Consider the following 24,816-nt stretch of genomic DNA (forward strand, 5'->3'; position numbering starts at 1 on the left):
CGGTCTTTCGCGCGCTTTCACGGAGAGAATCATGCGGCCGAGCCGCCGTGCACCGGATGAACTGCGGGCCGTGAGCCTGGAACGCGGCGTCGTCAAATACGCCGAGGGCTCCTGCTTGGTGAAGTTCGGCGACACCCATGTCCTGGTCACCGCCACGCTCGAGGACCGGCTGCCGCCCTGGCTCAAGGGCCAGGGACGCGGCTGGATCACCGCCGAATACGGCATGCTGCCGCGCGCCACGCTGGAACGGACCCGGCGCGAGGCCTCCGCAGGCAAGCAGACCGGCCGCACCGTCGAGATCCAGCGCCTGATCGGCCGCTCGCTGCGCACCGCGATCGACCTGGAAGCGCTCGGCGAGCGCCAGATCACGGTCGATTGCGACGTGCTGCAGGCCGATGGCGGCACGCGCACGGCGTCGATCACCGGCGCCTGGGTGGCGCTGGCCGACTGCATCAAGTGGATGAAATCGCGCAACATGATCAAGACCGAGGTGCTGCGCGCCAACGTCGCCGCAATCTCCTGCGGCATCTACAACGGCACGCCGGTGCTGGATCTCGACTACGCCGAGGACTCCGAGGCCGAGACCGACGCCAATTTCGTCATGACCGGCGACGGCCGCATCATCGAGGTGCAGGGCACGGCGGAGAAGACGCCGTTCACCGAGGCCGAATTCCTGGCGCTGATGGCGCTCGCCCGCAAGGGCGTCGCGCGGCTGGTCGACCTGCAGAAGATGGCGGTCGCGTGAACAGCCCGCACCGCAAGCTCACCGGTCGCATCATCATTGCGACCCACAATCCCGGCAAGCTTGCCGAGATGCGCGAGCTGCTCGCCCCCCATGGCGTCGAGGCGGTGTCGGCCGGCGATCTCGGCCTGGACGAGCCGGACGAGACCGGCGAGACCTTCCAGGCCAACGCCCGCATCAAGGCGGTCGCCGCGGCCAGAGCCGCGCAGCTTCCTGCCTTTGCCGACGATTCCGGCATCGTGGTTCATGCGCTCGATGGGGCGCCGGGGATCTATTCGGCGCGCTGGGCCGGACCGGACAAGGATTTCGGCGGCGCGATGACGCGCATCGAGCGCCTCCTGCAGGAGCGGGGCGCGACTGGTGCCGACAAGCGCAGCGCCCATTTCGTCTCGGCGCTGTGCGTGGCGTGGCCGGACGGTCACGTCGAGGAGGTCGAGGCGCGGGTCGACGGCACCCTGGTCTGGCCGCCGCGTGGCACGGCGGGCTTCGGCTACGACCCGATGTTCCTGCCAGAGGGCCACGACCGGACCTTCGGCGAGATGACCAGCATCGAGAAACATGGCCTGCCGCCGCTCGGGCTCGGCCTGTCGCACCGGGCGCGCGCCTTCGTGAAACTCGCGGAGATCTGTCTTGAGCAGCGCTGACAGCGAAGCGTTCGGCGTCTATGTGCACTGGCCGTTCTGCCTGTCGAAATGTCCGTATTGCGACTTCAACAGCCACGTCCGGCATGCCGCCATCGATCAGGACCGCTTCGCCCGCGCCTTTGCGCAGGAGATCGCGACCACGGCCGCCCGCATTGGGCCGCGCACCGTCACGTCGATCTTTCTCGGCGGCGGCACCCCGTCGCTGATGCAGCCGCAGACGGTCGGCGCCATTCTCGACGCGATCGGCCGGCACTGGCACGTCGCTGGCGATGTCGAGGTGTCGCTCGAAGCCAACCCGACCAGCGTCGAGGCGACCCGCTTTGCCGGCTATCGCGCCGCCGGCGTCAACCGGGTCTCGCTCGGCGTCCAGGCGATGGACGATGCGTCGCTCAAGATGCTCGGCCGCCTGCACACCGCCGAGGAGGCGATGAAGGCGGTCGCGATCGCGCGCCATGCATTCGAGCGCTATTCGTTCGATCTGATCTACGCGCGGCCCGACCAGACGCCGGCGATGTGGACCGAGGAGCTGACGCGGGCGATCGGCGAGGCGGCTGAGCATTTGTCGCTGTATCAACTGACCATCGAGGAAGGCACGCCGTTCTTCGGCCTGCACGCCGCGGGCAAGCTGAAGACGCCGGACGAAGGCCTGGCGCGCACCTTGTACGACGTCACGCAGGAGATCTGTGGCCGTCACGGACTGCCGGCCTATGAGATTTCCAATCACGCCCGGCCCGGCGCGGAGTGCCGGCACAACCTCGTCTACTGGCGCGGCCACGAATATGCCGGCATCGGCCCGGGCGCCCATGGCCGCCTCGACATCGGCGGCATCAGGCACGCGACCGCGACCGACAAGCGGCCGGAGGCCTGGCTGATGCGGGTCGAGTCCAACGGTCATGGTGTGATGACCGACGACGAGCTCAACCGCGAGGAGCGCGCCGACGAATTCCTGCTGATGGGGCTGCGACTGGCCGAGGGCATCGACCCGCAGCGCTACGCAAGGATCTCCGGCCGCACGCTCGATCCGCGCCGCATCGCGCTGCTGCGCGAGGAGGGCGCGATCGCGGTCGATCCGGACGGGCGGCTGCGCGTGACCCAGGACGGCTTTCCGGTGCTCGACGCGGTCGTCGCCGACCTCGCCGCCTGAGAAGTGCTGCGACTCACGTCGCGCTGAAACTCTTCGGCGCGCCGGCGACCGCCTGTCCGCCACCCGAACCGACGCGCATCACCGCAAGCCCGCGCTCATTGGTGCCGTCGCTGCGGAACCGGAACAGCCCGTCGATGCCGGCGAAGCCGGATGCATTGGTCAGGACATCGGGCGCGAAACGCTGGTTGCCCTGGGTGCGCGCCAACGCGGCCACGAGCGCCACCGCATCATAGGCGAGGGTCGCCGTACGTACGGGATCGCCGCCGAATCGCGTCCGGTAGCGGCCGGCAAAGGCGCGGAAGCCGGAGGGATCCGGCGCGGCATAGAGGCCGCCCTGCAGGCTGGCGCTGGCATAGACGCGCGGATTGTCCCACAGCCCTGTGCCGAGCAACTGGATGTTGCGCAGATTGGCGCCGGCAGCGGTCAGCGCATCGGCCGTCGCCGCGACCGATTCGCCGTCATCGGCCAGCAGCAGCGCATCGGCGCCGCCGAGCGCCTGCGCCACCGTGCGCGCAGGCCCGTTGCGGTCGCCGGAATATTTCTCGAATGCCACGATGCGTCCGCCGCGGCGGCTGACCGCGGTCTTGAACGCCCCCTCGACGACGGTGCCGTAGGCATTGTCGGGCAGCAGCGCCGCGAACGAGCGTTTGCCGACGCTGGCGGAATATTCGACGATGCGGCTGGCATCGGACTCCGGCAGGAAGCTGAGCAGATAGACGCCGCGCCCCGCCACACTCGAATCGGTCGAAAAGGCGATGACCGAGATGTTGCGCGCGCGCGCCACCTGAGCCGTCGCCGGCACTGAGCCCGCGAACAGGGGGCCGAGAATGATCTCGGCGCCTTCGTCGCAGGCCTGCTGCGCGCCCTGCTGCGCCCCTTGCGGGCTGCCGGCGTCGTCCTTGATCAGGAGCTGGATGTTGGGGTTCTGAAACTCGGCCAGCGCCATCTCGGCGGCGTTCTTCATCGATTGCGCGGCGACGCCGGCATTGCCCGACGCCGACAGCGGCAGAATCAGCCCGACCTTGACCTGGCCGTTGCCGGCCACCGCCGGTTGCTGCGGCGGTCCCGCCGGCGCGGTCGGCTGCTCGAACGGATTGAAGCCCTGCTGGACGTTGGAGCACGCCGACAGCAGCGGCGCGCCGACGATCAGGCCCAGCGCCGTTCGCCGGGCGACCCCATGGGGTCCCGGACCGAGAGAGTTGGGATGACGCGGGCCCACCATGGCATCTCTTCGTTCGGCCGAGTCCGGCCAGAAGTTCCCCAAACGCACGTCCCGCAGGCCGTGCAGATTCACTCATATTGTCGACGAATAGTTAAGCAAAACAAAAGGCTGTCAGCGCCACACAGCCGATCAATTCGACGTTTTGCACGGCCTATCCCCTGCTCGTACACACCCTCATCGAGGTGCAGCTTCGAACTTGAAGCTGCGATGAACGGCACCCCCCTGCCGATCGGCACTTCAAAATCGCTGCGTGGCTGTTCCCCTGTGGCAATCCCGCGGCAGGCCCTTTAAATTACCTCGATGGGCGCGAAGGCAATCCCCAAGACGTCGCCGGACGACGGCAAATCTTCCACCACGTCGACCTATCTGGTGGCGGGGCAGATCGTTGCGGCGCCCAAGGCGCGGCCTGGATTGCATCTGGTGGCGACCCCGATCGGCAATCTCGGCGACATCACGCTGCGCGCGCTGGAAACCCTGGCCGGCTCCGACCTCATCTTGTGCGAGGACACGCGAATCACGCGGCGCCTGACCGAGCGCTACGGCCTCAGCGCGGAACTCGCAGCCTATCATGAGCACAATGCCGAAGCCGTCAGACCCAGGATCCTGCAGCGCCTCGCCGAAGGCGCGGCCATCGCGCTGGTGTCGGACGCCGGCACGCCGCTGATCTCCGATCCCGGCTACAAGCTGGTGCGCGAGGCGTGTGAGGCCGGGCATGCCGTCACCGCGCTGCCGGGACCTTCCGCCGTGCTCGCGGCGCTGAGCGTGGCCGCGCTGCCGACCGACCGTTTCTTCTTCGAGGGGTTCCTGCCGGCCAGGCAGCAGGCGCGGCGTACGCGGCTGTCCGAGCTCGCGCGGATCGACGCGACGCTGGTCCTGTTCGAAGCCGGCAGCCGGGTGCAGGAGACGCTGGCCGACCTCGCCGATGCCATGGCGGGACGCCAGGCCGCGATCTGCCGCGAGCTCACCAAGCTGCACGAGGAGGTGCTGCGCGGCGCCATCGGCGATCTCGCTGCGGAGGCCGGCGATCTCGAAACGCGCGGCGAGTTCGTGCTGGTGATCGGTCCGCCGCCGCGCGGCGCCGGGGTGCTGACGCCGGATGCGCTCGACGCCGTGTTGAAGGATCTGCTGCAGCGGTCGAGCGTCAAGGATGCCGTGATGCATGCCGTCGAGCTGTCCGGCCGGCCGCGCCGCGAAGTCTATGCGCGCGCGCTCGAGCTGGTGAAGGACGTGCGGTCAGGGTCGGCCGATGGCGAAGACTGAGCGCGTCTCCCCTGACAAGCCGGCGAAGACGGCGGCACCCGAACGCGTCGCCGCCTTCCGCACCGGGTTATCGGCGGAAGCCCGCGCCGCAGCGCTGCTGATCGCCAAGGGCTATCGCATCCTCGCCAAACGCTTCCGCACGCCCCAAGGCGAGATCGACATCATCGCGCGCAGGCGCGGCCTGGTCGCCTTCGTCGAGGTCAAGGCGCGTGCCTCGCTCGACGATGCCGCCTATGCGGTGACGCCGCGCCAGCAGCAGCGCATCATCGATGCCGCGCAGGCCTGGTTGATGGCGCATCCCGACCATGCCGAATTGGAGCTGCGCTTCGACGCGATTCTGGTTGCGCCGCGCAGCCTGCCGCGCCATCTGGTAGCGGCGTTCGACGCCAGCACCTGACATGAACTGATTGCAGAGAGCAGGGACCTGCCCATGAAACTGAACGTCGCCGTCCAGATGGACCCCATCGCGCGCATCAACATCCGCGGCGACTCGACCTTCGCGATGCTGCTCGAAGCGCAGCGGCGCGGCCATGGCCTGTGTTACTATACGCCCGACAAGCTGTCGCTGCGCGGCGGCGAGCTCTATGCGCCGGTGCAGGCGCTGACGGTGCGCGACCAGGTCGGCGACCATTTCACGCTCGGCGAACCGAAACCGACCGCGCTGACATCCTTTGATGTCGTGCTGCTGCGGCAGGATCCGCCGTTCGATCTCGCCTACATCACCTCGACGCATTTCCTCGAGCGCATCCATCCGAAGACGCTGGTGGTCAATGATCCCGCAAGCGTCCGCAACGCGCCGGAAAAGCTGTTCGTGATGAACTTCCCGCAACTGATGCCGCCGACCTTGATCTCGCGCGATCTCGACGAGATCAACGCCTTCCGCGATCAGCACGGCGCTGTCGTGATGAAGCCGCTGCATGGCCATGGTGGCGCGGCGGTGTTTCGGGTGATGCCGCAGGATATGAATTTCGGCTCGCTGTTCGACATGTTCTCGGTCACGTTCAAGGAGCCCTGGGTGATCCAGCGCTTCCTCCCCGAGGTGAAGCACGGCGACAAGCGCATCATCCTGGTCGACGGCGAGTTCGCCGGCGCCGTCAACCGCGTGCCGGCAGCAGACGATCTGCGCTCCAACATGGTGCGCGGCGGCGCCGCGCAGGCCACCGATCTCAGCGCACGCGAGCGCGAGATCTGCGACACGCTCGGTCCGGAATTGCGCGCGCGCGGCCTGCTGCTGGTCGGTATCGATGTGATCGACGGCAACCTCACCGAGATCAACGTGACGTCGCCGACCGGCATCCGCGCGATCTCCCGGCTCGGCGGACCCGACATCGCCGCCCGCGTATGGGACGTCATCGAGAGCAAACGGCGCTGATCAGTCGCCGTCCCACATGGCTGGGGATAACGCCAACCAACGCGGTCAGTCCGATGCGTCGGAGGCGAGGCGGAATCGCTGACATCGCCGCAATTCATGATATGACGCGGGTCTCATGCGTCTCGTCCTGACCACCTGGAACATCAACTCGGTGCGCCTGCGCATCGACCTCGTCGCCAAGCTCATCAAGCAGGTCAGGCCCGATGTGCTGTGCCTGCAGGAGACCAAGTGCATCGACGACGCCTTTCCGCTGAAGCGCTTCAAGCGGCTCGGCTATGAGCACGTCGCGCTGAACGGGCAGAAGGGCTATCACGGCGTCGCCGTGATCTCGAAATGGCCGTTCGAGGAGACCAACGTCCGCACCTTCTGCGACAAGGTGGATTCGCGCCACATCACGGTGGCGTTCGGCGAAAAGGCGCAGCTCGCACAGCCGCTGGTGCTGCACAATTTCTATGTGCCCGCAGGCGGCGACATTCCCGACCCCGCGCTCAATCCGAAATTCGAGCACAAGCTGCAATTCCTCGACGAAATGAAGGCGTGCGAGCCGCTGCATCCACGCGGCGACGACCGGCATATCCTGGTCGGCGATCTCAACGTCGCGCCGCATGAGCACGATGTCTGGTCGCACAAGCAGCTCCTGAAGGTGGTGTCGCACACGCCGATCGAATGTGAGAAGCTGTTGGCGGCGCAGACCCATGGCGAATGGGTCGACGTCGCCCGCGAGCGCATCCCGATGTCGGAGAAGGTCTACACCTGGTGGAGCTACCGCGCGGCCGATTGGACCGTCGGCGACCGCGGTCGAAGGCTCGACCACATCTGGGTGTCACGCGCATTGAAGGACCGGGTCAGCGACTTCAGGATTCTGCGCGACGCCCGCAGCTGGGAGCGGCCGTCGGATCACGTGCCAGTCACGGTGACGCTGGACGTGTCGTAGCAGACCCGCGCGGTCACGAAGATCACGACGTCAGCTTGGCTCCGGCCGCCATGATGTCGTTGGCGATTCGGCTGGCGCGGTGGGCGAACTCGTCGCGCAGCCGGCGCGCCGCCTTGGCGTCGCTTTCCAGCACACGCTGAAACAGGCTGCGCGAGATCCGCACCACGGTCGAATATTCCAGGGCCGTCGCGGTCGCCGGGCGCCGCATCTCGACCAGCAGCGCCAGCTCGCCGATCAGCATGGTCGGCGTGGCGACGATCTCGGCACCGACCTCGTCGCTGATGCGCAATGACCCGCGCTGGACGACATAGCCGCAATCGGCGGTGTCACCCTCGCGGAACAGGGTCTCGCCACTCTGGATGTTACGCTGCTCGGAGCCAATGGCGATCATGCGCAGCGAGTCGCTTCCCAGCAGGCGCAATGTTGGGACGCGCTCCAATAGCGCAATATCGTCTTCGATCGACATCAAGGGCCCGGGGAAGGCTGAATGGAACCAATATCATAAATGGCGAAAACGCCATCCCCGAACCTATCACGGTACCAACTTGTAGCCACCGGCCTCCGTCACCAGAATCTCCGGATTCGCGGCATCTTTCTCGATCTTCTGCCGCAGACGGTAAATGTGCGTTTCCAGCGTGTGGGTGGTGACGCCGGAATTGTAGCCCCAGACCTCCTGCAGCAGGGTCTCGCGCGACACCGGCTGCTGGCCGGCGCGGTACAGGAAGCGCAGGATCGCCGTTTCCTTCTCCGTCAGGCGGACCTTGCGGGCGTTGGCGCCGGTCAGCATCTTCGAGCCCGGCCGGAAGCTGTAGGGGCCGACCGAGAACACCGCGTCCTCGCTGGCCTCGTGCTGGCGAAGCTGGGCCCGGATGCGGGCCAGCAGCACGGCGAAGCGGAAGGGCTTGGCGACATAGTCGTTGGCGCCGGATTCGAGCCCGAGAATCGTGTCGGAATCGGTATCGTGCCCGGTCAGCATGATGATCGGCGCCTTGAAGCCGCCCTTGCGCAGGGACCGCACCACTTCGCGGCCATCGGTGTCGGGCAGGCCGACGTCCATCAGAACCAGGTCGGGTGAATTGGCCTTTGCGGCGGTGGCGCCTTTGGCGCCGGTATCGACCGCCTGGGCTTCGAACTCGTCATGCAGCGAGAGCTGCTCCATCAGGGCATCGCGCAGATCGGTGTCGTCATCCACGATCAGGATCTTGCGGGCATTGGCCATTGTACAATCCTCTAGGTGGCGCCGGCGGGATCGGATGGGTGGCGCCGTCAACGGTGGGCAAACAGGCTCATCAGCCCTGTTCCGTCTTGAAGTAGGGGGCTGTTACCGATTCACAAGCGCCCGAGACTCTACTCCAGAATTGAGCAGGGATTGAGATGATTGTCCTGTTCGACCCTCGCGGCGGACCATTTGCCGACATTAAGGCAATTACCGGGCAATCCATGGCAATGAAAAGGCACGTTGTTTCATGTCGTTAGCGAAGGTGAAGCCTGGCATACCAGCATCGCGGATCTCGATTCGCACCAAAGCCGGGTCGCGGCAGCGCGGCTGGCTCCATGTCTGGGGCCATGTCATCCCGGTGGCGCTCGGCCGCGGCGGCGTCCTGGCCAACAAGCGCGAGGGCGATGGTGGCACCCCCCGGGGGACCTTCCGGCCCCGGCGGCTGTGGTGGCGGGCCGATCGTCATTCGCGTCCGCGCACCTTTCTGCCGGTCCGGCCGATTGGCCCGGAGGATGCGTGGTGCGAGGACCCGGCCGACCGGCACTACAACCAGGCGATCCGGCTGCACGGCGACCATCCCGGAGACCGGCTGGCGCGCCAGGACCATCTGTACGATTTCATCATCGAGATCGACCACAACACGCGGCCGCGGATCGCCAGCCGCGGCAGCGCCGTGTTCCTGCATCTGGCGCGGCCGAATTTCGGCCCGACCGCAGGCTGCGTGGCCATGACCCGGCCGGCGATGCTGCGTCTGTTGCAAAGAATCGGTCCGCGCACCAGAATCGTCATCGAATGAGAAGCGAGTTGGGGGAGGACGTCATGCGCGCACCGGATCAGCCAGCCAGCGCCGCGGGCATCCTGCGCCAGCATTGGAGCGAAGGCAGCAAGCTGGCAGAGCTGCCGCCGGAGCTGCGTCCGAGAGACCGCGCCGAAGGCTATGCCATCCAGGCCGAGCTCGAGCGCCACTCGCCCAAGCCATTATTTGGCTGGAAGATTGCGGCGACCAGCGAGGCCGGCCAGCGCCATATCAATGTCGCCGGTCCGATGGCCGGGCGGATCCTGGCCGAAACGGTGCTGCCGGTCGGCGGCACCGCGTCGATGGCCGGCAACGCGATGCGGGTCGCCGAGCCGGAATTCGCGTTCCGCCTCGGACGCGATCTGCCGCCCAGACCGACACCTTATGATGTCGCGGAGGTGCTGGCCGCGGTCGACACGCTGCACCCCGCGATCGAAATTCCCGATTCGCGGTTCGCCGACTTCGTCAGCGCCGGCGAGGCGCAACTGATCGCCGACAATGCCTGCGCGCATCTGTTCGTGCTGGGCGAGGCCAGCACCGCCGACTGGCGCAGCCGCGACCTGATCGCGGAGCGGCCGCGCATCGCGCTGCGTGGCGAGACCTTCATCGGCCACGGCCGCAACGTGCTCGGTGATCCGCTGATAGCGCTGGCCTGGCTGGTCAACGAGCTCAGCGCGCTCGGCGTGCCCGCGCGGGCAGGGCAGGTGGTCACGACCGGCACCTGTCATCCGCCGCTGCCGATCGGCAGCGGGGACCACATGGAGGCCGATTTCGGCGATCTGGGGCAGGTATCGGTGCGGTTCGAGTAGGGACCGGCCGCGACCGCGCCCCTCCTTCAGCGATGCCCGAAGATCGCCGAGCCGACCCGGACATGCGTGGCGCCGAACTGGATGGCGGTGGCGAAATCGGCGCTCATGCCCATCGACAGATGCGCGAGGCCGTTGCGGGCGGCGATCTTGGCAGTCAGCGCGAAATGCGGCCCCGGTGCTTCGTCGACCGGCGGAATGCACATCAGCCCTGAAATCGCGAGCCCGTAATCCGTGCGGCAGGCGGCGATGAAGGCGTCGGCGTCGCCGGGCGCGATGCCCGCCTTCTGCGGCTCCTCGCCGGTATTGATCTGGACGAACAGCTGCGGATGCCGGCCCTGGGCGGAAATCTCCTTGGCAAGCGCCACGCACAGGCTTGGCCGGTCCACCGAATGGATGGCGTCGAACAGCGCGACCGCCTCCTTGGCCTTGTTGGATTGCAGCGGCCCGATCAGGTGCAGTGCGAGCCCCGGATGCGCGGCCATCAGCGGCGGCCACTTGGCTTTGGCTTCCTGAACGCGATTTTCACCGAACACGCGCTGTCCGGCCGCGATCACCGGCTCGATCGCGTCGGCATCGAAGGTCTTCGACACAGCGATCAGCGTGACCGAGCCGCGATCGCGTTTGGCGTCGCGGCAGGCGCGCAGAATCTCCTGCTCGACGGCGGCGAGCGCGGACGGCGAGGACGAGGTTGAGGCGTTCGATTCATCAGGCACGATGGCGTCCGTCGGCAGATTTACGGGTTTGGCTGCAATTTTACAGAGTTCGAGAAAGGGTTCTTGAGCCCTTCTCCTTACCCTTCACGGCCGGGGGTAGGGGGAAGAAATGCCAAGCATCCGGTTCAATCGCAATAGAGTGAAGCTGAACCGGCTGATGGGGATCCGCGCCCGGCTGGCGCTGCTCGCCCTGATCCTGGTCGCGCCGCTGATGCTGGAACGCGCGCGCTCGCTGGAAAGCGCCAGGACAAGGCAGATCGCACTCGCATCGGAGGAATTCTCCGGCCTCGCCCGGCAAAGCGCCGACATGCAGCGCGAGGTCATCATGTCGGTGGAGACGGTGCTGAAGTCGACGGCCTATGTCCGGGCGTCGAGCACCGGCGTGAGCCGCAGCTGCGACATGATGCGCGCCAGCCTGCCGGCGACCCTGCCGTGGATCCGCACCCTGATGATCGCCGGCCGCGACGGCCGCATCCAGTGCTCGACCAACAACCAATATGTCGGGCTCGATTTCAGCGACCGGCCGTATTTCCGTGGCGCCCAGGAATCACGTGATTTCGTGTTCAGCGACTACCTGCTGTCGAAGCCGTCGCACGTGCCGATCGTCATGGCCGCCTATCCGGTCGGCGCGATCACCGGCGAGCCGGACGCGGTGATGCTGGCGAGCGTGAACCTGGAATGGATGTCCAAGATCATGAACAATCTTGGCGGCCGCCCCGGCATCACGGCGGTGCTGGTCGACAGCGAAGGAACCGTGCTGGCGGCGCCCGCCGACCGCAACGAGCTGATCGGCCGGCCGCTCGACAGCGTGCCGTTGTTGTCGGCCGTTGCCGAGACCGCCCTGAGTTCGGGGAAGCCGAGCGAGACGATGAGTTTCACGGCGGCGGATGGCTCCAAGCGCGCGATCACCTTCACTCGGATCGCCGACACCGGATCGCGGCTGATCGTCAGCATCGATGAGACCCGCGTCACCGCCGCCATCGACCGCGAGATCCGCAACGCCTATCTGCAGGCTGGCCTCGTCTGCCTGATCGTGCTGCTCGGCGCGCTGATCGCCGCCGAGAAGCTGATCGTGAAGCCCGTCAGCATGCTCGCGGCGACCGCCAAGCGCTTCGGCCACGGCCACTGGTCGGCGCGCGTCACCACCAAGCATCTTCCGTCGGAGTTCGTTCCGCTGGCAAAGTCCTTCAATGCGATGGCCGCCAAGCTCGGCCAGCGCGAGCGCGAGCTGGTCGCCGCCAATGACCGGCTGACGGTGATGGCGTCGATCGACATGCTCTCGGGCCTCGCCAACCGCCGCGGCTTCCAGAACCGCATCGACGTCGAATGGAGCCGCGCGCAGCAGGCCGGCACCGAGCTGTCGCTGCTGATGATCGACGTCGACCACTTCAAGCTCTACAACGACACCTATGGGCACCCTGAGGGTGACGCCTGCCTGTCACGTCTCGGCGAGACGCTGTCGCAGATCGCCGGCGCCATGACGGCTTTCGCCGGCCGCTATGGCGGTGAGGAGTTCTGCCTGTTGTTGCCGGGCATGGGTGCCAGAGAGGCGCTCGCGGTCGGCGAGCAGGTGCGCGCCACGGTGCTCGAGCTCGAGCTACCGCACGCGACGTCGGCGCATCGGTGCGTCACCGTGAGCGTCGGTGTCGCCTCGACCCGGCCGAACGAGTCGCTGATGCCCTCCGACCTGATCGAAGCCGCCGATGCCGCGCTCTATGCGGCCAAGCATCGCGGCCGCAACACGGTCATCGCACATGGCTTCGCGGATGTCGCGGATGACAGGAGCGGCGTGGCACGCGCAGGATAGGGCTGCGGCGGCGGCCTGCGATCAGCCGACCGCGAGCTTCTGGTCGAGCTCGAGCTCGCTGACCACGCGGTTGCGGCCGAGCTTCTTGGCGAGATACAGCGAGCGGTCGCAACGGTCGATCAGATCAGCCATCGATTCGCCGAACTGGAACTGGCCGACGCCGATTGACACCGTGATCTGCGGCAGCACCTCGCCGGTCGACCGCCGCGTGAACTGACAATCGGCGATGGTGCGCCGGATGCGCTCAGCGATGACGGTGCAACCTTCGAGGTCGGTCTGCGGCAGCACCGCGATCAGCTCCTCGCCGCCGTAGCGCGCCGGAAGATCCTTGTCGCGGACGCGCTCGCGCAATGCCTTGGCGACGAGGCGCAGCACCTGATCGCCGACGCCATGGCCGTAATTGTCATTGAACTTCTTGAAGTGGTCGACGTCGATCAGGAGAATGCTGAGCGGTTCGTCGCGCTCCATCGCCTCGACCTGCGCATGGCGGAAGAACTCTTCGAGCGCGCGCCGGTTCGGCAATCCTGTCAGCGTGTCGGTGCGGGCGCGCTGCTCCGACTTGTTGAGCGAGTCTCGGATGGTGTCGAGCTCGCGTGACTTCTCGGCAAAGCTCGCTTCGAGTTTCGCCGCACGCGCTGTCGCCTGGGCGAGCTCACTGACCAGGTTCTCGATCAGGATCTTCGGATCGACGCCCTGCTCGCTGCGTTCGGCGACGCCATCGATCGCCGCCATGTGCGTGCGGTTGTCGGCGATCGCGGCCGTCAGATACTGCTTGGCGGAGTCCATCACGCCATGCAACTGCTGCGAGACTTTGTGGACGACAGCCGCTTCCGTACCCTGCTGGCCGATGTACGTGTCGAACAGCGCCTGGTTGGTGGTCTTGTCGAACTTGCGCTTGTTGCTGACCAGGATGTCGACGGCGCGCTTGAGATCCGACGCCGAGCCCAGTGAGTACTTGAACCACAGATGGAAGTTGTTAGGCGTCGGTGGCACGCGCTGTTGAGCCATGGATTTCATGGCCTTTTCCGCGACCGTCGTCGCGTACTCGAAGTCAAGCTCGTCGAACGTAGCGCCGGACACGATGTGGAGTGATCCCAGATGCGGGCTGATGCCTGGATGTATGCACTCAGTCTCCCATTCAAGTCTTAACCGTGCCTCAATCGAACCTTCGACACTGCCGGCAGAGGCTGCAAAAAAACTCACGATTACCGTCGCTTAGCGGATGCCCAAAATGGTATCATCATCTGTCGCCCCATTGACCGGGCTGCCGCTTTTGTGGCCTAGTCCGCCGTCTTCAAACGACGCGAATCCTCGAAAATTACAAGCGATTCCATGACATCCGAACGCTACAACGCCCGTGAAGCCGAGCCGCGCTGGCAGCGCCAGTGGGACGAAAAGGCGATCTTCGCCACCAGGAACGACGATCCGCGTCCGAAATACTACGTGCTCGAGATGTTTCCCTATCCGTCGGGACGCATCCATATCGGCCATGTCCGTAATTATACGCTGGGCGACGTGCTGGCGCGCTTCATGCGCGCCAAGGGCTTCAACGTGCTGCACCCGATGGGTTGGGACGCGTTCGGCCTGCCGGCGGAGAACGCAGCGATCGAGCGCAAGGTGGCGCCGAAGGCGTGGACCTACGACAATATCGCGGCGATGAAGAAGCAGCTGCGCTCGATCGGCCTGTCGCTCGACTGGGCGCGCGAGTTCGCGACCTGCGATCCATCCTACTACAAGCACCAGCAGAAGATGTTCCTCGACTTCATGCAAGCGGGGCTGGTCGAGCGCGAGAAGCGCAAGGTGAACTGGGATCCGGTCGACATGACCGTGCTCGCCAATGAGCAGGTCATCGACGGTCGCGGCTGGCGCTCCGGTGCGGTGGTCGAACAGCGTGAGATGAACCAATGGGTGTTCAAGATCACGAAGTACTCGCAGGAGCTGCTGGACGCGCTCGATGGTCTCGACCGCTGGCCCGACAAGGTGCGGCTGATGCAGCGCAACTGGATCGGCCGCTCCGAAGGCCTGCTGATCCGCTTCGCGCTGGATCCCAAGACGACGCCGGCGGGCGAGACCGAATTGAAGATCTTCACGACGCGGCCGGACACGCTGTTCGGCGCCAAGTTCATGGCGATCTCGGCGGACCATCCGCTGGCGCAAGCCGCAGCCGCCAAGAACCCGGAGCTCGCCGCGTTCATCGCCGAGATCAAGCGGATCGGCACCGCGCAGGAGGCGATCGACACCGCGGAGAAGCAGGGCTTCGACACCGGCATCCGCGCCGTGCATCCGTTCGATCCGAGCTGGACCTTGCCGGTCTATGTCGCGAACTTCGTGCTGATGGAGTACGGCACCGGCGCCATCTTCGGCTGCCCGGCGCATGACCAGCGCGACCTCGACTTCGTCAACAAATACGGCCTCGGCAACACGCCGGTGGTCTGCCCCGAAGGACAGGACCCGGGCTCGTTCGTGATCACCGACACCGCCTTCGATGGCGACGGCCGCCTGATCAATTCGCGCTTCCTCGACGGCATGACGATCGCGCAGGCCAAGGACGAGGTCGCCAGGCGGCTCGAGAGCGAGCAGCGTGGCGGCGCTGCGGTCGGCGAGCGCCAGGTCAATTTCCGCCTGCGCGATTGGGGCATCTCGCGCCAGCGCTATTGGGGCTGCCCGATCCCGGTGATCCACTGCCCGACATGCGATGTCGTGCCGGTGCCGGCCAAGGACCTGCCCGTGGTGCTGCCGGACGACGTCACCTTCGACAAGCCGGGCAATGCGCTCGACCACCATCCGACCTGGAAGCACGTCACCTGCCCCGCATGCGGGGGCAAGGCGCAGCGTGAGACCGACACCATGGACACCTTCGTGGATTCGTCCTGGTACTTCGCGCGCTTCACCGATCCATGGAACGAGGCCGCGCCGACGACGCCGGCCGTGGCCAACCGGATGATGCCGGTCGACCAGTATATCGGCGGCGTCGAGCACGCGATCCTGCATCTGCTCTACAGCCGGTTCTTCACCCGCGCGATGAAGGCTACCGGCCACGTCGCGATGGACGAGCCGTTCGCCGGCATGTTCACACAGGGCATGGTGGTCCACGAGACCTATCAGAAGGCCGACGGCACCTACGTCAACCCGGCGGAGGTCAAGATCGAGATCGGCGGCAACGGCCGCCGCGCCGTGCTGGCCGCCACCGGCGAGGACATCACGATCGGCCCGATCGAGAAGATGTCGAAGTCGAAGAAGAACACCGTCGACCCCGACGACATCATCGAGAGCTACGGCGCCGACGTCGCGCGCTGGTTCATGCTGTCGGACTCGCCGCCGGACCGCGACGTGATCTGGAGCGACGAGCGGGTGCAGGGCGCGGCGCGCTTCGTCCAGCGGCTGTGGCGGCTGGTCAACGAATCGGTCGCGGCAGCGGCCGAGGCCCCCTCCTCCCGCCCGGCCGCGTTCGGCCCCGACGCGCTGGCGCTGCGCAAGGCTGCCCACGGCGCCCTGGACAAGGTGACCGGCGGCATCGAGCGGCTGCACTTCAACGTCTGCCTGGCGCATATCCGCGAGTTCGCCAATGCGCTGGCCGACGTCCTGGCGCGGCCGGCCAAGCCGGCGGCCGACCTGGCCTGGGCGATTCGTGAGGCCGCCGGGATCCTGGTGCAGCTGTTCTCGCCGATGATGCCGCATCTGGCCGAAGAATGCTGGCAGGTGCTGGGCCAGACCGGGCTGATCTCGGAGGCCTCCTGGCCGCAAATCGAACGAGATTTGCTGGTTGAGGACAGCATGACCCTGGTCGTCCAGGTCAACGGCAAGAAGCGCGGAGAAGTCACAGTCGCCAGCAACGCGCAGAATCCGGAAATTGAGGCTGCCGTTTTGGCCCTCGATGCAGTAAAACTGGCGCTGGATGGCAAACCCGTCCGCAAGGTGATCATTGTTCCCAAGAGGATCGTGAATGTCGTCGGCTAGGTTTCGGATCGCTGCTCGGCTTGTTGCCGTGGCCGCTTTGGCCGCGCTGACGGCAGGCTGCTTCCAGCCGATGTATGCAGAGCATACCGACGGCACGCCCGGCCTGCGCGAAAAGCTGATGGGCATCGAGCTGCCGCCGGTCGACAAGCCGAACGCCTCGCCCGAGGCGCGCATCGGCGTCGGCATCCGCAACGCGCTCGCCTTCAAGCTGTACGGCACCGCAACCGGCACGGCGCCGACCCACAAGCTGGTGCTGCGATTGCAGACCAGCCGGTCCTCGCTGATCGTCTCACAGACCACCGGCCTGCCGACCACCGAGAATGTCGGCCTCGACGTGCAGTACAATCTGGTCGAGTTGGCGACCAACAAATCGGTCATGACCGGAACGACCTTCGCGCGCACCTCCTATGACATCCCCGGCTCGTACCAGCGCTTCGCCCGGCAGCGGGCCTTCCGTGACGCCGAGGATCGCGCCTCCGAGGAGGTCGCCGAGAAGATCAAAACGCGGCTCGCGGCCTATTTCACCGCGGGCACCTGACGCACGGCTGACATCGCCGTGGTCGCGCTGCGCGGACGAGACATCGATGCCTTCCTGGCCAAACCGGACGCCACTCGTCCGCTGATCCTGTTGTACGGTCCGGATACCGGCCTGGTTCGCGAGCGTGCCGAGGCCCTCATCGCTTCGGCCGTCGACAACCCCGATGATCCCTTCTCCGTGGTCAGGCTCGACGGTGACGAGCTCTCCGCGGAGCCATCGCGCCTCGTCGACGAAGCCATGACCGTGCCGCTGTTTGGCGGCCGCCGGGCCATCCGGGTGCGCGCTGGCTCGCGCAATTTCGCCAGCGGCGTCGAGACGCTCAGCGAGATGAACGTGCGGGACTGCCGCATCGTGATCGAGGCCGGCGACATCCGCCCCGATTCGCCACTGCGCAAGATTTGCGAGAAGGCCAGAACGGCGGTGGCGATCGGCTGCTACCCGGACACCGAGCGCGATCTCGCCAAGCTGATCGACGACGAATTGCGCTTGGCCTCGCTGCGCATCTCTCCGGAGGCCCGCGCCTATCTGATGGCGCTGCTCGGCGGCGACCGCCAGGCCTCCCGCAACGAGCTGCGCAAGCTGACCCTGTTCGCCCACGGCGAAGGCGAGGTGACGCTCGACCATGTGATGGCCGTGGTCGCCGACGCCTCGGAGATGAAGCTCGATCCGATCGTTGACGGCGCCTTCGGCGGCAAGCCGGAAATGGTCGAGACCGAGTTCGGCAAGGCGATGATCGCGGGCACCTATCCCGGCGTCATCATCTCCGCCGCGCAGCGACATGCCGCATGGCTGCACAAATCGGCGCTCGCCGTCGCTTCCGGCACGCCAGTCTCGTCCATCCTCGAAGGCGGCTTCCCCCGGCTGCACTTCTCGCGCAAGCCGAGCGCCGAGACGGCGCTGCGCAATTTCTCCCCTGCCCGCCTGCTGCCGATCATCGACCAGCTGGCGACAGCCGCGCTCGACATGCGCAAGCAGCCGGGATTGGCGGCAGCGATCGCGCAGCGGACGCTGCTGTCGATCGCGGTCGCGGCACGGCGCAAGGGGTGATGGTCGGTGCGCCGGCTCCCTGAATACGGCGTCGAGAACTCCAGCCCGAGCGGACCCGAGATCGCTCTCCAACCTCAGCCGTCATTCCGGGGCGCCCGAAGGGCAAGCCAGGAATCCATCGGGCTACAGGATCTGCCTTGAGATGGATTCCGGGTTCGTGCTGCGCACGCCCCGGAATGACGGAGGAGAGAGTCGTGTGCTCGCTTTGGCAATCGCGACGAAAAACACAGCCGTAGCTCTTCCAAATTATTAGCTCGTCATGCCCGGGCTTGACCCGGGCATCCATCCGCTTCGTCCAAAAAAATGGATGGCCGGGTCAAGCCCGGCCGTGACGTAGGTGAGAGCGGAGCAACGAACTCATGGAGGCCCGAGGCACAGCCGCGGCGGCGCAATGAGCGCCACGACCTAACAACCTAGCCCTGCTCCAGCCGGCGCATCACCTCGTCGAGCTGCTCGAGGCTGCGGTAGGTGATCTGCACCGTGCCGCCGGGGTCGCGGTGGCTGATCGACACCGAAAGACCGAGCGCATCGCCGACGCGCTTCTCCAGCGCGATGGTGTCGGCGTCCTTCTTCTCCGCCGGCGCGCTGCCGCTGCTGCGCGGCTTCTGCGGCTTGCGTTCCGGCACGCCCTCCTCATGCGCGAGCGCCTCGGTCTGCCGGACGTTCAGCCCTTCCGCGATGATCTTCTTCGCCGCCGACATCGGATCCGGCAGGTTGATCAGCGCTCGCGCATGGCCGGCCGATATCTGCCCGGTCGCGATGAAGCCCTGCACCTCGGCCGGCAGCTTGGTCAGCCGCATCATGTTGGCGACGTGGCTGCGGCTCTTGCCGACGATCTTGGCGATGTCTTCCTGGTTGCGTTTGAACTCGTTGGCGAGCGCGTGATAGCCCTGCGCCTCCTCCATCGGATTGAGATCCTCGCGCTGCACGTTCTCGATGATCGCGAGCTCCAGCGCATCGCTGTCGCTGACATCGACCGGAACGATCGGCACCTCGTGCAGGCCGGCGGCTTGCGAGGCGCGCCAGCGCCGCTCGCCGGCGATGATCTCGTAGCGGTCGTGCTGGCCCTTCACCGGACGCACCACGATCGGCTGGATCACGCCATGCTGCTTGATCGAGGCCGAGAGCTCGGCGAGCTCGCCGTCGGAAAACGTCTTACGCGGATTGCGCGGGTTCGGCTTGAGGAATTCGATCGGCACTTTGCGCTGGTTGCGCGGCCGCTCCGGCGGCGCGCCGGCCTCGCGGCCGACGTCACCGATCAGACTTGCGAGACCCCGGCCCAATCGCGATCGCGACTCGTCGGCCATCGCCTTCTCCTTTGGATTCACGTCACGCTCCGCTTGCGTCTGCTGCCGATCGGGTCCCGCCGGCACAATGAACGAGGGAGCGGATTCATTTCGGAATCCGCTGCCGTCCTCGAATGAGATCCGGGCGACGAGGTCCCCCGGAGCAGAGGCAAAGTCAGTTCGTGCGCAGGTCACGCTCGCGCTGAATGACTTCGGTCGCGAGCTTGAGATAGGCCTCGCTGCCGACGCATTTCAAGTCGTAGACCAGCACCGGCTTGCCGTAGGACGGCGCTTCCGAGATGCGCACGTTGCGCGGGATCATCGTGTTGTAGACCTTCGATCCCATGAACTGGCGGACGTCGGCGACCACCTGGTTCGACAGGTTGTTGCGCGAGTCGAACATCGTCAGCACGATGCCGTGGATCGAGAGGTTCGGGTTCAAGGTCGAGCGCACCTGCTCCACGGTCTGCAACAGCTGCGACAGACCTTCGAGCGCGAAGAACTCGCACTGCAGCGGCACCAGGATCGCGTCGGACGCGGCCATCGCATTGACCGTCAGCAGGTTCAGCGACGGCGGACAATCGACCAGCACGTAGGTGTAGTCGTTCTCCGGCGAGACGTTGTTGTTGAGGCCGGCGAGCGCATCGCGCAGACGGAAGGCGCGGTTGGCGGTGGAGCCGAGCTCAAGCTCGAGCCCCGACAGGTCCATCGTCGAGGAGGCGATGTGCAGCCGCGGCACGGCCGTCGCAACGACGGCGTCGCGCAGCGAGGCCTCGCCGATCAGCACGTCATAGGTCGAGCAGTTGCGGCTGCCACGGTCGATGCCGAGGCCGGTCGAGGCGTTGCCCTGCGGATCGAGATCGACGATCAGCACCCGCTCGCCGATCGCGGCCAGCGCCGTACCGAGGTTGATCGCGGTCGTGGTCTTGCCGACCCCGCCCTTCTGATTGGCGAGCGCCAGGATGCGCGGATGCCCCTCCGGGTGCGGGGCTCTATCTTCTTGATAAATCTGATCAATTACGGCCATGCGCGATCGCCATTGGTTGTCGTCTTGACGGAATTCAGCTCTGTCGCTCGATGCAATCGATTGCGACGATCCAGCCCTGCCCGCCCGTCCGGCTGGAGTGAAGTTTCGACTCAATTTTCCAATACTTAGTAGATTCGGTCAATTCCGCTTCTACATCTTGACCCTTGAGAAACAGCGCTTTCGCGCCTTTTTTCACCAAGGGCTCCGCAAAGCCGATGAGCTGATGTAGCGGAGCAAGCGCGCGTGCGGTCACGCAATCGACTCGCCCGCCCCACTTCTCCACGATATCCCCGATCTCTGACAAATGCACGATCCCCGGAGCGCCGGTGACGCGAATTGCCTCGCGCAGGAAGGCGGCCTTCTTGGCGTTGCGCTCGACCAGATGGACCTGGGCACCATCCCGCTCGGCCAGGGCGCAGGCGAGGACGACGCCCGGGAAGCCGCCGCCGCTGCCGAGATCAATCCAGATCCGGGCGTCGGGCGCGAGGTCCAGGAGCTGAAGCGAGTCGGCGATGTGGCGCGTCCAGAGATGCGGCAAGGTCGACGGCGCGATCAAATTGGTCTTCGCCTGCCACTCCAGCAGCAGTGCGACGTAGCGATCGAGACGCTGCTCCGTTTCACGTGAAACGGGAGTCAGCGCGAGCGCTGCCGCCTTGTCCGATTCGATCATCTTGGATGCCACCGCTGGCGATGCCTGTTTCACGTGAAACGCCTCAACCCGTGGCCTTGCTTCGACGCGCTTCGCGGCGGAGATAGGCCGCAAGCATCCCGAGCGCCGCCGGCGTCATGCCATCGATCCGGCCGGCCTGCCCGATCGTCCACGGCCTGGCCGCCGTCAGCTTCGCTCGCGCCTCATTGGAGAGACCTGGGACGAGCGCATAGTCGACGTCACCGAGCACCAGGCTTTCGTCGCGCCGGAAGGCGTCGACGTCCTGGCTCTGCCGGCGGACATAGACATCATATTTGGCATCGATCTCAAGATGGATGACGATGGCGGGATCGATCGCGCCGAGCTCCGGCCAGATCGCCCTCACCTCGGAGAAACCGATCTCCGGATAGGCCATCAGCTCGAAGGCCGAGCGGCGCTGGCCATCCTTATTGAGCGTGAAGCCATGCTTCGCCGCCTCATTGGGCGTGATCGTCAGCGACCTCGCCATCGCGCGGGCAGTTTCCAACGCGCCCATCTTGCTTCGATGGAAACGCGCACGATCAATGCCGACACAGCCGAGCGCGATGCCCTTGTCGGTCAGCCGCTGGTCCGCGTTGTCCGCCCGCAGCGTCAGCCGATACTCGGCGCGCGAGGTGAACATCCGATACGGCTCGGTGATCCCCCGCGTGACGAGGTCGTCGATCATCACCCCCAGATAGCCATCGGCGCGATCGAATACGACCGGCCCGCCGCCGCCCGCGGCCAGCGCGGCATTGAGGCCCGCGACCAGACCTTGAGCTGCGGCCTCCTCATACCCGGTCGTGCCGTTGATCTGGCCAGCGAGGAACAGACCCTTCATCCGCTTGGTCTGCAGGGTCGGCTCGAGCTCACGCGGATCGACGTGGTCGTACTCGATGGCATAGCCCGGCCGGATCATCCGGACCCGTTCGAGACCCGGGATGGTCGGCAGCAGCGCGAGCTGGACCTCCTCCGGCAGCGAGGTCGAGATGCCGTTCGGGTAGACCGTCGTATCGTCGAGCCCTTCGGGCTCCAGGAAGATCTGGTGACCGTCGCGGTCACCGAAGCGGACGATCTTGTCCTCGACCGAGGGACAGTAACGCGGCCCGGTCGACTTGATCTGCCCGGAGTACATCGGCGAGCGATGGACGTTGGCGCGGATCACCTCGTGGGTTGCGGTCGTCGTCCGGGTGATGCCGCATTGGATCTGCGGGGTGGTGATCCTGTCGGTCAGGACGGAGAACGGCTCCGGCGGATCGTCGCCGGGCTGCATCTCGACCGCGCTCCAGTCGATCGTCGATCCATCCAGGCGCGGCGGCGTGCCGGTCTTGAGGCGGCCGAGCCGAAATCCGATGGCTTCGAGAGACTGGGACAGCCCCAGCGCCGGCGCCTCGCCGACCCGGCCGGCCGGCCAGGTCCTCTCACCCAGGTGGATCAGACCACGCAGGAACGTGCCGGTCGTGATGACGACAGCGCCACAGATGAAGGTCCGGCCGTCAGCCAACCGCACCCCTGCCACCCGTCCGCCGGTAGCGATCAGTTCGTCCGCCTCGCCTTCAATGACGGTGAGGTTTGGGGTCTCCCGGATCGCCGACTGCATCGCCGCGGCGTAGAGCTTGCGGTCGGCCTGGGCGCGTGGACCTCGAACGGCCGGTCCTTTCCGGCGATTTAGAACGCGAAACTGGATGCCGCCGGCGTCGGCGACGCGACCCATCAAGCCGTCGAGAGCGTCGACCTCGCGAACCAGATGTCCTTTTCCCAGTCCTCCGATGGCCGGATTGCAGGACATGGCCCCGATCGTCGCGAACTGATGGGTGATCAGCGCGGTTAGGGCGCCCATGCGCGCCGCGCCCGCCGCGGCTTCACAGCCGGCGTGGCCGCCACCGATGACGACGACGTCGTAGGATGTCAGATGCTGGATCATGGGGCTTATCTAACGCCTGCAGACAATGCTCGGAAGACGTTTCACGTGAAACATTCGCCGACGTCGAATCCTCGTTGTTTCACGTGAAACACGACCAGCGGTCCCATCGTGTTTCACGTGAAACATCCCTGACGGCGTCCGCACATCCTGTTTCACGTGAAACAATTGACGATCGATTAACCAAGCAACGCTTCATTAAGTATATTCGACCCGGTTCGTGGGGCCGCGGCTACTTACCGATGCAGAACTCGCGAAAGATCACGTCGAGCAGGTCTTCGACATCCACTCGTCCCAAAAGACGCCCGAGCGCAAGCGCGGCGATCCGCAGCTCCTCCGCAGCAAGCTCCTCGCCCAGGTCGATCGCCGAGATGCTACGCTGAAGCGCAGCGGCGGTGTCGGCGAGCAGAGTCCGCTGCCGCTGCCGTGTGATCAGGCCGCTCTCAGTTGATCCAAAATAGTCCCGGGCAAAGCCAACCAGCGCATCCAGCAGCTCGACCAGCCCTGCCCCGCTTCGCGCGGAGATTTGAAAGACCGGGTTATCTCCGCTGGACGATGGACGACCCCCCTCCCCACCTCTGCTCAGATCGATCTTGTTACGAACGAGCCAGACGGGAGCCTCGCTTTGGCGCTCAACCTCGGCCTGCTCATCCTCCGACAGCCACAGCACCAGATCCGCCTGCGCCGCTCGGTCCCGCGCGCGCCGAACACCCTCCTGCTCAACCGGATCGTCCGTCTCGCGAATGCCCGCGGTGTCGATCACCGTCACTGGATAGCCGTCGAGATCGAGCTGGACCTCAATGAGATCGCGCGTGGTGCCGGCCTGCGGAGAGACGATCGCGACCTCGCGACGCGCAAGCTGGTTCATCAGGGTCGACTTGCCCGCGTTCGGCGGTCCGGCAATGACGACCGTCAGGCCGTCGCGCAGACGTTCGGCCCGGCCCTGGGCCGACAGCACAGACTCGATCTCGGTCAACAGCTCGCCGATCCGGGCGAGCGCCGGCGCCATCAGCTCGATTGGCACGTCGCCTTCATCGGCAAAATCGATCCCGGCCTCGATCAGCGCCGCCGCCTCGATGATCTGCTCACGCCAGCTCCGCGCCTTGTCGCCCAACAGACCCTTCAGCTGCCGCAACGCCTGGCGCCGCTGGCGGTCCGTGTCGGCGTGAATGAGGTCGTCGAGACCTTCGGCCTCGGTCAGATCGATCTTGCCATTCTCGAACGCGCGCCGCGTGAACTCGCCCGGCTCAGCAGGGCGCATCTGCGGCATCGTCGACAGCACTGAGAACATTGTCGCCACGACGGCTCGACTGCCGTGCACATGCAGCTCGGCAACATCTTCGCCGGTGGCGCTTGCGGGTCCGGGAAACCACAGCACGACGGCATCGTCGATCGGCTCGCCATTACCATCCCGCAGCAAGGCGCGCGTCGCCATCCTCGGCAGCGGCAGTTTCCCCGCAAGCATCTGAAGGGCGATGCCGGCGTGAGGCCCGGAGAGCCTGACGATCGCAATCGCACTCGGCAGGCGTCCGGAGGACAGCGCGAAGATGGTCTGGTCGTGTGGATGCATGATCCTCAGTTGGGCTCACCGGCAGCGAAAGACAATCGGTTTGCAGCGGCATGCTTTACGCCGCCGAACCATGGCGGGCGGATAAGCATCGAGGTCTTCACGCCGAGCGCAGCGACAAACACGTCAAACAAAAAGGGCGCT

Annotated in this window: 23 protein-coding genes; 13 read left to right on the forward strand and 10 right to left on the reverse strand. The window is 66.1% G+C overall.

The genetic code is table 11. The features are described from left to right. Nucleotides 1-31 precede the first annotated feature (31 nt). From rph to hemW, 3 genes are read left to right on the forward strand one after another with little or no spacing between them, the layout of a single operon-like run. Entirely contained in the window at nucleotides 32-745 is a 714-nt protein-coding gene (gene rph, locus QW887_RS14925) for a ribonuclease PH (RefSeq protein WP_315716822.1), read from the forward strand. Further along, complete coding sequence (rdgB, locus tag QW887_RS14930) at nucleotides 742-1,386, forward strand: RdgB/HAM1 family non-canonical purine NTP pyrophosphatase (protein WP_316173481.1); 645 nt, start codon at nucleotides 742-744, stop codon at nucleotides 1,384-1,386. Before rph ends, rdgB begins: the two co-directional genes overlap by 4 nt. Further along, nucleotides 1,373-2,530, forward strand: a complete 1,158-nt coding sequence (gene hemW / locus QW887_RS14935; RefSeq protein ID WP_316173479.1) for a radical SAM family heme chaperone HemW — start codon at nucleotides 1,373-1,375, stop codon at nucleotides 2,528-2,530. Before rdgB ends, hemW begins: the two co-directional genes overlap by 14 nt. A 13-nt stretch (nucleotides 2,531-2,543) precedes the next feature. Here the strand turns inward: hemW and QW887_RS14940 are convergent, their stop codons facing one another. Beyond that, a complete protein-coding gene (locus QW887_RS14940) occupies nucleotides 2,544-3,752 on the reverse strand; it encodes a penicillin-binding protein activator (RefSeq protein WP_316170007.1) in 1,209 nt (402 codons plus the stop codon). Nucleotides 3,753-4,052: 300 nt separating this feature from the next. Here QW887_RS14940 and rsmI point away from each other — a divergent pair, with 300 nt between their 5' ends. The 4 genes from rsmI (at nucleotide 4,053) to QW887_RS14960 (ending at nucleotide 7,318) form a co-directional block, all read left to right on the forward strand. Beyond that, entirely contained in the window at nucleotides 4,053-5,012 is a 960-nt protein-coding gene (gene rsmI / locus QW887_RS14945; RefSeq protein WP_316194664.1) for a 16S rRNA (cytidine(1402)-2'-O)-methyltransferase, read from the forward strand. Then, complete coding sequence (locus QW887_RS14950; protein WP_315716817.1) at nucleotides 4,999-5,409, forward strand: YraN family protein; 411 nt, start codon at nucleotides 4,999-5,001, stop codon at nucleotides 5,407-5,409. Before rsmI ends, QW887_RS14950 begins: the two co-directional genes overlap by 14 nt. 33 nt (nucleotides 5,410-5,442) lie before the next feature. Continuing rightward, on the forward strand, nucleotides 5,443-6,384 hold the full coding sequence (gshB, locus tag QW887_RS14955; protein ID WP_315716816.1) for a glutathione synthase: 942 nt from the start codon (nucleotides 5,443-5,445) through the stop codon (nucleotides 6,382-6,384). 115 nt (nucleotides 6,385-6,499) lie between these two features. Continuing rightward, nucleotides 6,500-7,318 carry an exodeoxyribonuclease III gene (locus QW887_RS14960; protein WP_315716815.1) on the forward strand — a complete coding sequence of 273 codons (819 nt, stop codon included), beginning with the start codon at nucleotides 6,500-6,502 and terminating at the stop codon, nucleotides 7,316-7,318. A gap of 22 nt (nucleotides 7,319-7,340) precedes the next feature. Here QW887_RS14960 and QW887_RS14965 read toward each other — a convergent pair whose 3' ends face one another. Both QW887_RS14965 and QW887_RS14970 read right to left on the reverse strand, forming a co-directional pair. Further along, entirely contained in the window at nucleotides 7,341-7,784 is a 444-nt protein-coding gene (locus QW887_RS14965; protein ID WP_315716814.1) for a cyclic nucleotide-binding domain-containing protein, read from the reverse strand. Nucleotides 7,785-7,850: 66 nt separating this feature from the next. Further along, nucleotides 7,851-8,537 carry a response regulator transcription factor gene (locus QW887_RS14970; protein WP_315716813.1) on the reverse strand — a complete coding sequence of 229 codons (687 nt, stop codon included), beginning with the start codon at nucleotides 8,535-8,537 and terminating at the stop codon, nucleotides 7,851-7,853. Nucleotides 8,538-8,784: 247 nt separating this feature from the next. Here QW887_RS14970 and QW887_RS14975 point away from each other — a divergent pair, with 247 nt between their 5' ends. Both QW887_RS14975 and QW887_RS14980 read left to right on the forward strand, forming a co-directional pair. Beyond that, a complete protein-coding gene (locus tag QW887_RS14975; RefSeq protein WP_316173477.1) occupies nucleotides 8,785-9,333 on the forward strand; it encodes a L,D-transpeptidase in 549 nt (182 codons plus the stop codon). A 23-nt stretch (nucleotides 9,334-9,356) separates the two neighbouring features. Beyond that, the gene (locus QW887_RS14980; protein WP_315750505.1) at nucleotides 9,357-10,142 is read left to right on the forward strand and encodes a 2-keto-4-pentenoate hydratase; all 786 of its coding nucleotides are present in this window, start codon (nucleotides 9,357-9,359) and stop codon (nucleotides 10,140-10,142) included. 26 nt (nucleotides 10,143-10,168) lie between these two features. Here QW887_RS14980 and QW887_RS14985 read toward each other — a convergent pair whose 3' ends face one another. Then, the gene (locus QW887_RS14985; protein WP_315716810.1) at nucleotides 10,169-10,855 is read right to left on the reverse strand and encodes a YggS family pyridoxal phosphate-dependent enzyme; all 687 of its coding nucleotides are present in this window, start codon (nucleotides 10,853-10,855) and stop codon (nucleotides 10,169-10,171) included. Nucleotides 10,856-10,964: 109 nt separating this feature from the next. Between QW887_RS14985 and QW887_RS14990 the strand changes: the two genes are divergently transcribed. Then, nucleotides 10,965-12,662 carry a diguanylate cyclase domain-containing protein gene (locus QW887_RS14990; RefSeq protein ID WP_315750507.1) on the forward strand — a complete coding sequence of 566 codons (1,698 nt, stop codon included), beginning with the start codon at nucleotides 10,965-10,967 and terminating at the stop codon, nucleotides 12,660-12,662. Between the two features lie 21 nt (nucleotides 12,663-12,683). Here the strand turns inward: QW887_RS14990 and QW887_RS14995 are convergent, their stop codons facing one another. Beyond that, nucleotides 12,684-13,670: a GGDEF domain-containing protein gene (locus QW887_RS14995; RefSeq protein ID WP_315750831.1), complete on the reverse strand. Its 987-nt coding sequence runs from the start codon at nucleotides 13,668-13,670 to the stop codon at nucleotides 12,684-12,686. 324 nt (nucleotides 13,671-13,994) lie between these two features. Here QW887_RS14995 and leuS point away from each other — a divergent pair, with 324 nt between their 5' ends. The 3 genes from leuS to holA are packed head-to-tail and all read left to right on the forward strand — an operon-like array spanning nucleotide 13,995 to nucleotide 18,204. Next, on the forward strand, nucleotides 13,995-16,619 hold the full coding sequence (gene leuS, locus QW887_RS15000; RefSeq protein WP_316194665.1) for a leucine--tRNA ligase: 2,625 nt from the start codon (nucleotides 13,995-13,997) through the stop codon (nucleotides 16,617-16,619). After that, nucleotides 16,606-17,157 carry an LPS assembly lipoprotein LptE gene (gene lptE, locus QW887_RS15005; protein WP_315716807.1) on the forward strand — a complete coding sequence of 184 codons (552 nt, stop codon included), beginning with the start codon at nucleotides 16,606-16,608 and terminating at the stop codon, nucleotides 17,155-17,157. The genes leuS and lptE overlap by 14 nt, the downstream gene beginning before the upstream one ends. Nucleotides 17,158-17,175: 18 nt before the next feature. Continuing rightward, entirely contained in the window at nucleotides 17,176-18,204 is a 1,029-nt protein-coding gene (gene holA / locus QW887_RS15010; protein WP_315750509.1) for a DNA polymerase III subunit delta, read from the forward strand. Nucleotides 18,205-18,617: 413 nt separating this feature from the next. Here the strand turns inward: holA and QW887_RS15015 are convergent, their stop codons facing one another. The 5 genes from QW887_RS15015 to mnmE form a co-directional block, all read right to left on the reverse strand. Next, on the reverse strand, nucleotides 18,618-19,511 hold the full coding sequence (locus QW887_RS15015; protein WP_315716956.1) for a ParB/RepB/Spo0J family partition protein: 894 nt from the start codon (nucleotides 19,509-19,511) through the stop codon (nucleotides 18,618-18,620). A gap of 154 nt (nucleotides 19,512-19,665) precedes the next feature. Continuing rightward, entirely contained in the window at nucleotides 19,666-20,517 is an 852-nt protein-coding gene (locus QW887_RS15020; RefSeq protein WP_316194666.1) for a ParA family protein, read from the reverse strand. A gap of 34 nt (nucleotides 20,518-20,551) precedes the next feature. Continuing rightward, nucleotides 20,552-21,220 carry a 16S rRNA (guanine(527)-N(7))-methyltransferase RsmG gene (gene rsmG / locus QW887_RS15025; RefSeq protein WP_410051880.1) on the reverse strand — a complete coding sequence of 223 codons (669 nt, stop codon included), beginning with the start codon at nucleotides 21,218-21,220 and terminating at the stop codon, nucleotides 20,552-20,554. A gap of 10 nt (nucleotides 21,221-21,230) precedes the next feature. Continuing rightward, entirely contained in the window at nucleotides 21,231-23,108 is a 1,878-nt protein-coding gene (gene mnmG / locus QW887_RS15030) for a tRNA uridine-5-carboxymethylaminomethyl(34) synthesis enzyme MnmG (RefSeq protein ID WP_316194667.1), read from the reverse strand. A 229-nt stretch (nucleotides 23,109-23,337) separates the two neighbouring features. Continuing rightward, nucleotides 23,338-24,675: a tRNA uridine-5-carboxymethylaminomethyl(34) synthesis GTPase MnmE gene (gene mnmE, locus QW887_RS15035; protein WP_316194668.1), complete on the reverse strand. Its 1,338-nt coding sequence runs from the start codon at nucleotides 24,673-24,675 to the stop codon at nucleotides 23,338-23,340. Between the last annotated feature and the right edge of the window lie 141 nt (nucleotides 24,676-24,816).

Origin of the sequence: Bradyrhizobium sp. SZCCHNRI3052 (assembly GCF_032484895.1) — a bacterium.
GTDB lineage: Bacteria > Pseudomonadota > Alphaproteobacteria > Rhizobiales > Xanthobacteraceae > Bradyrhizobium.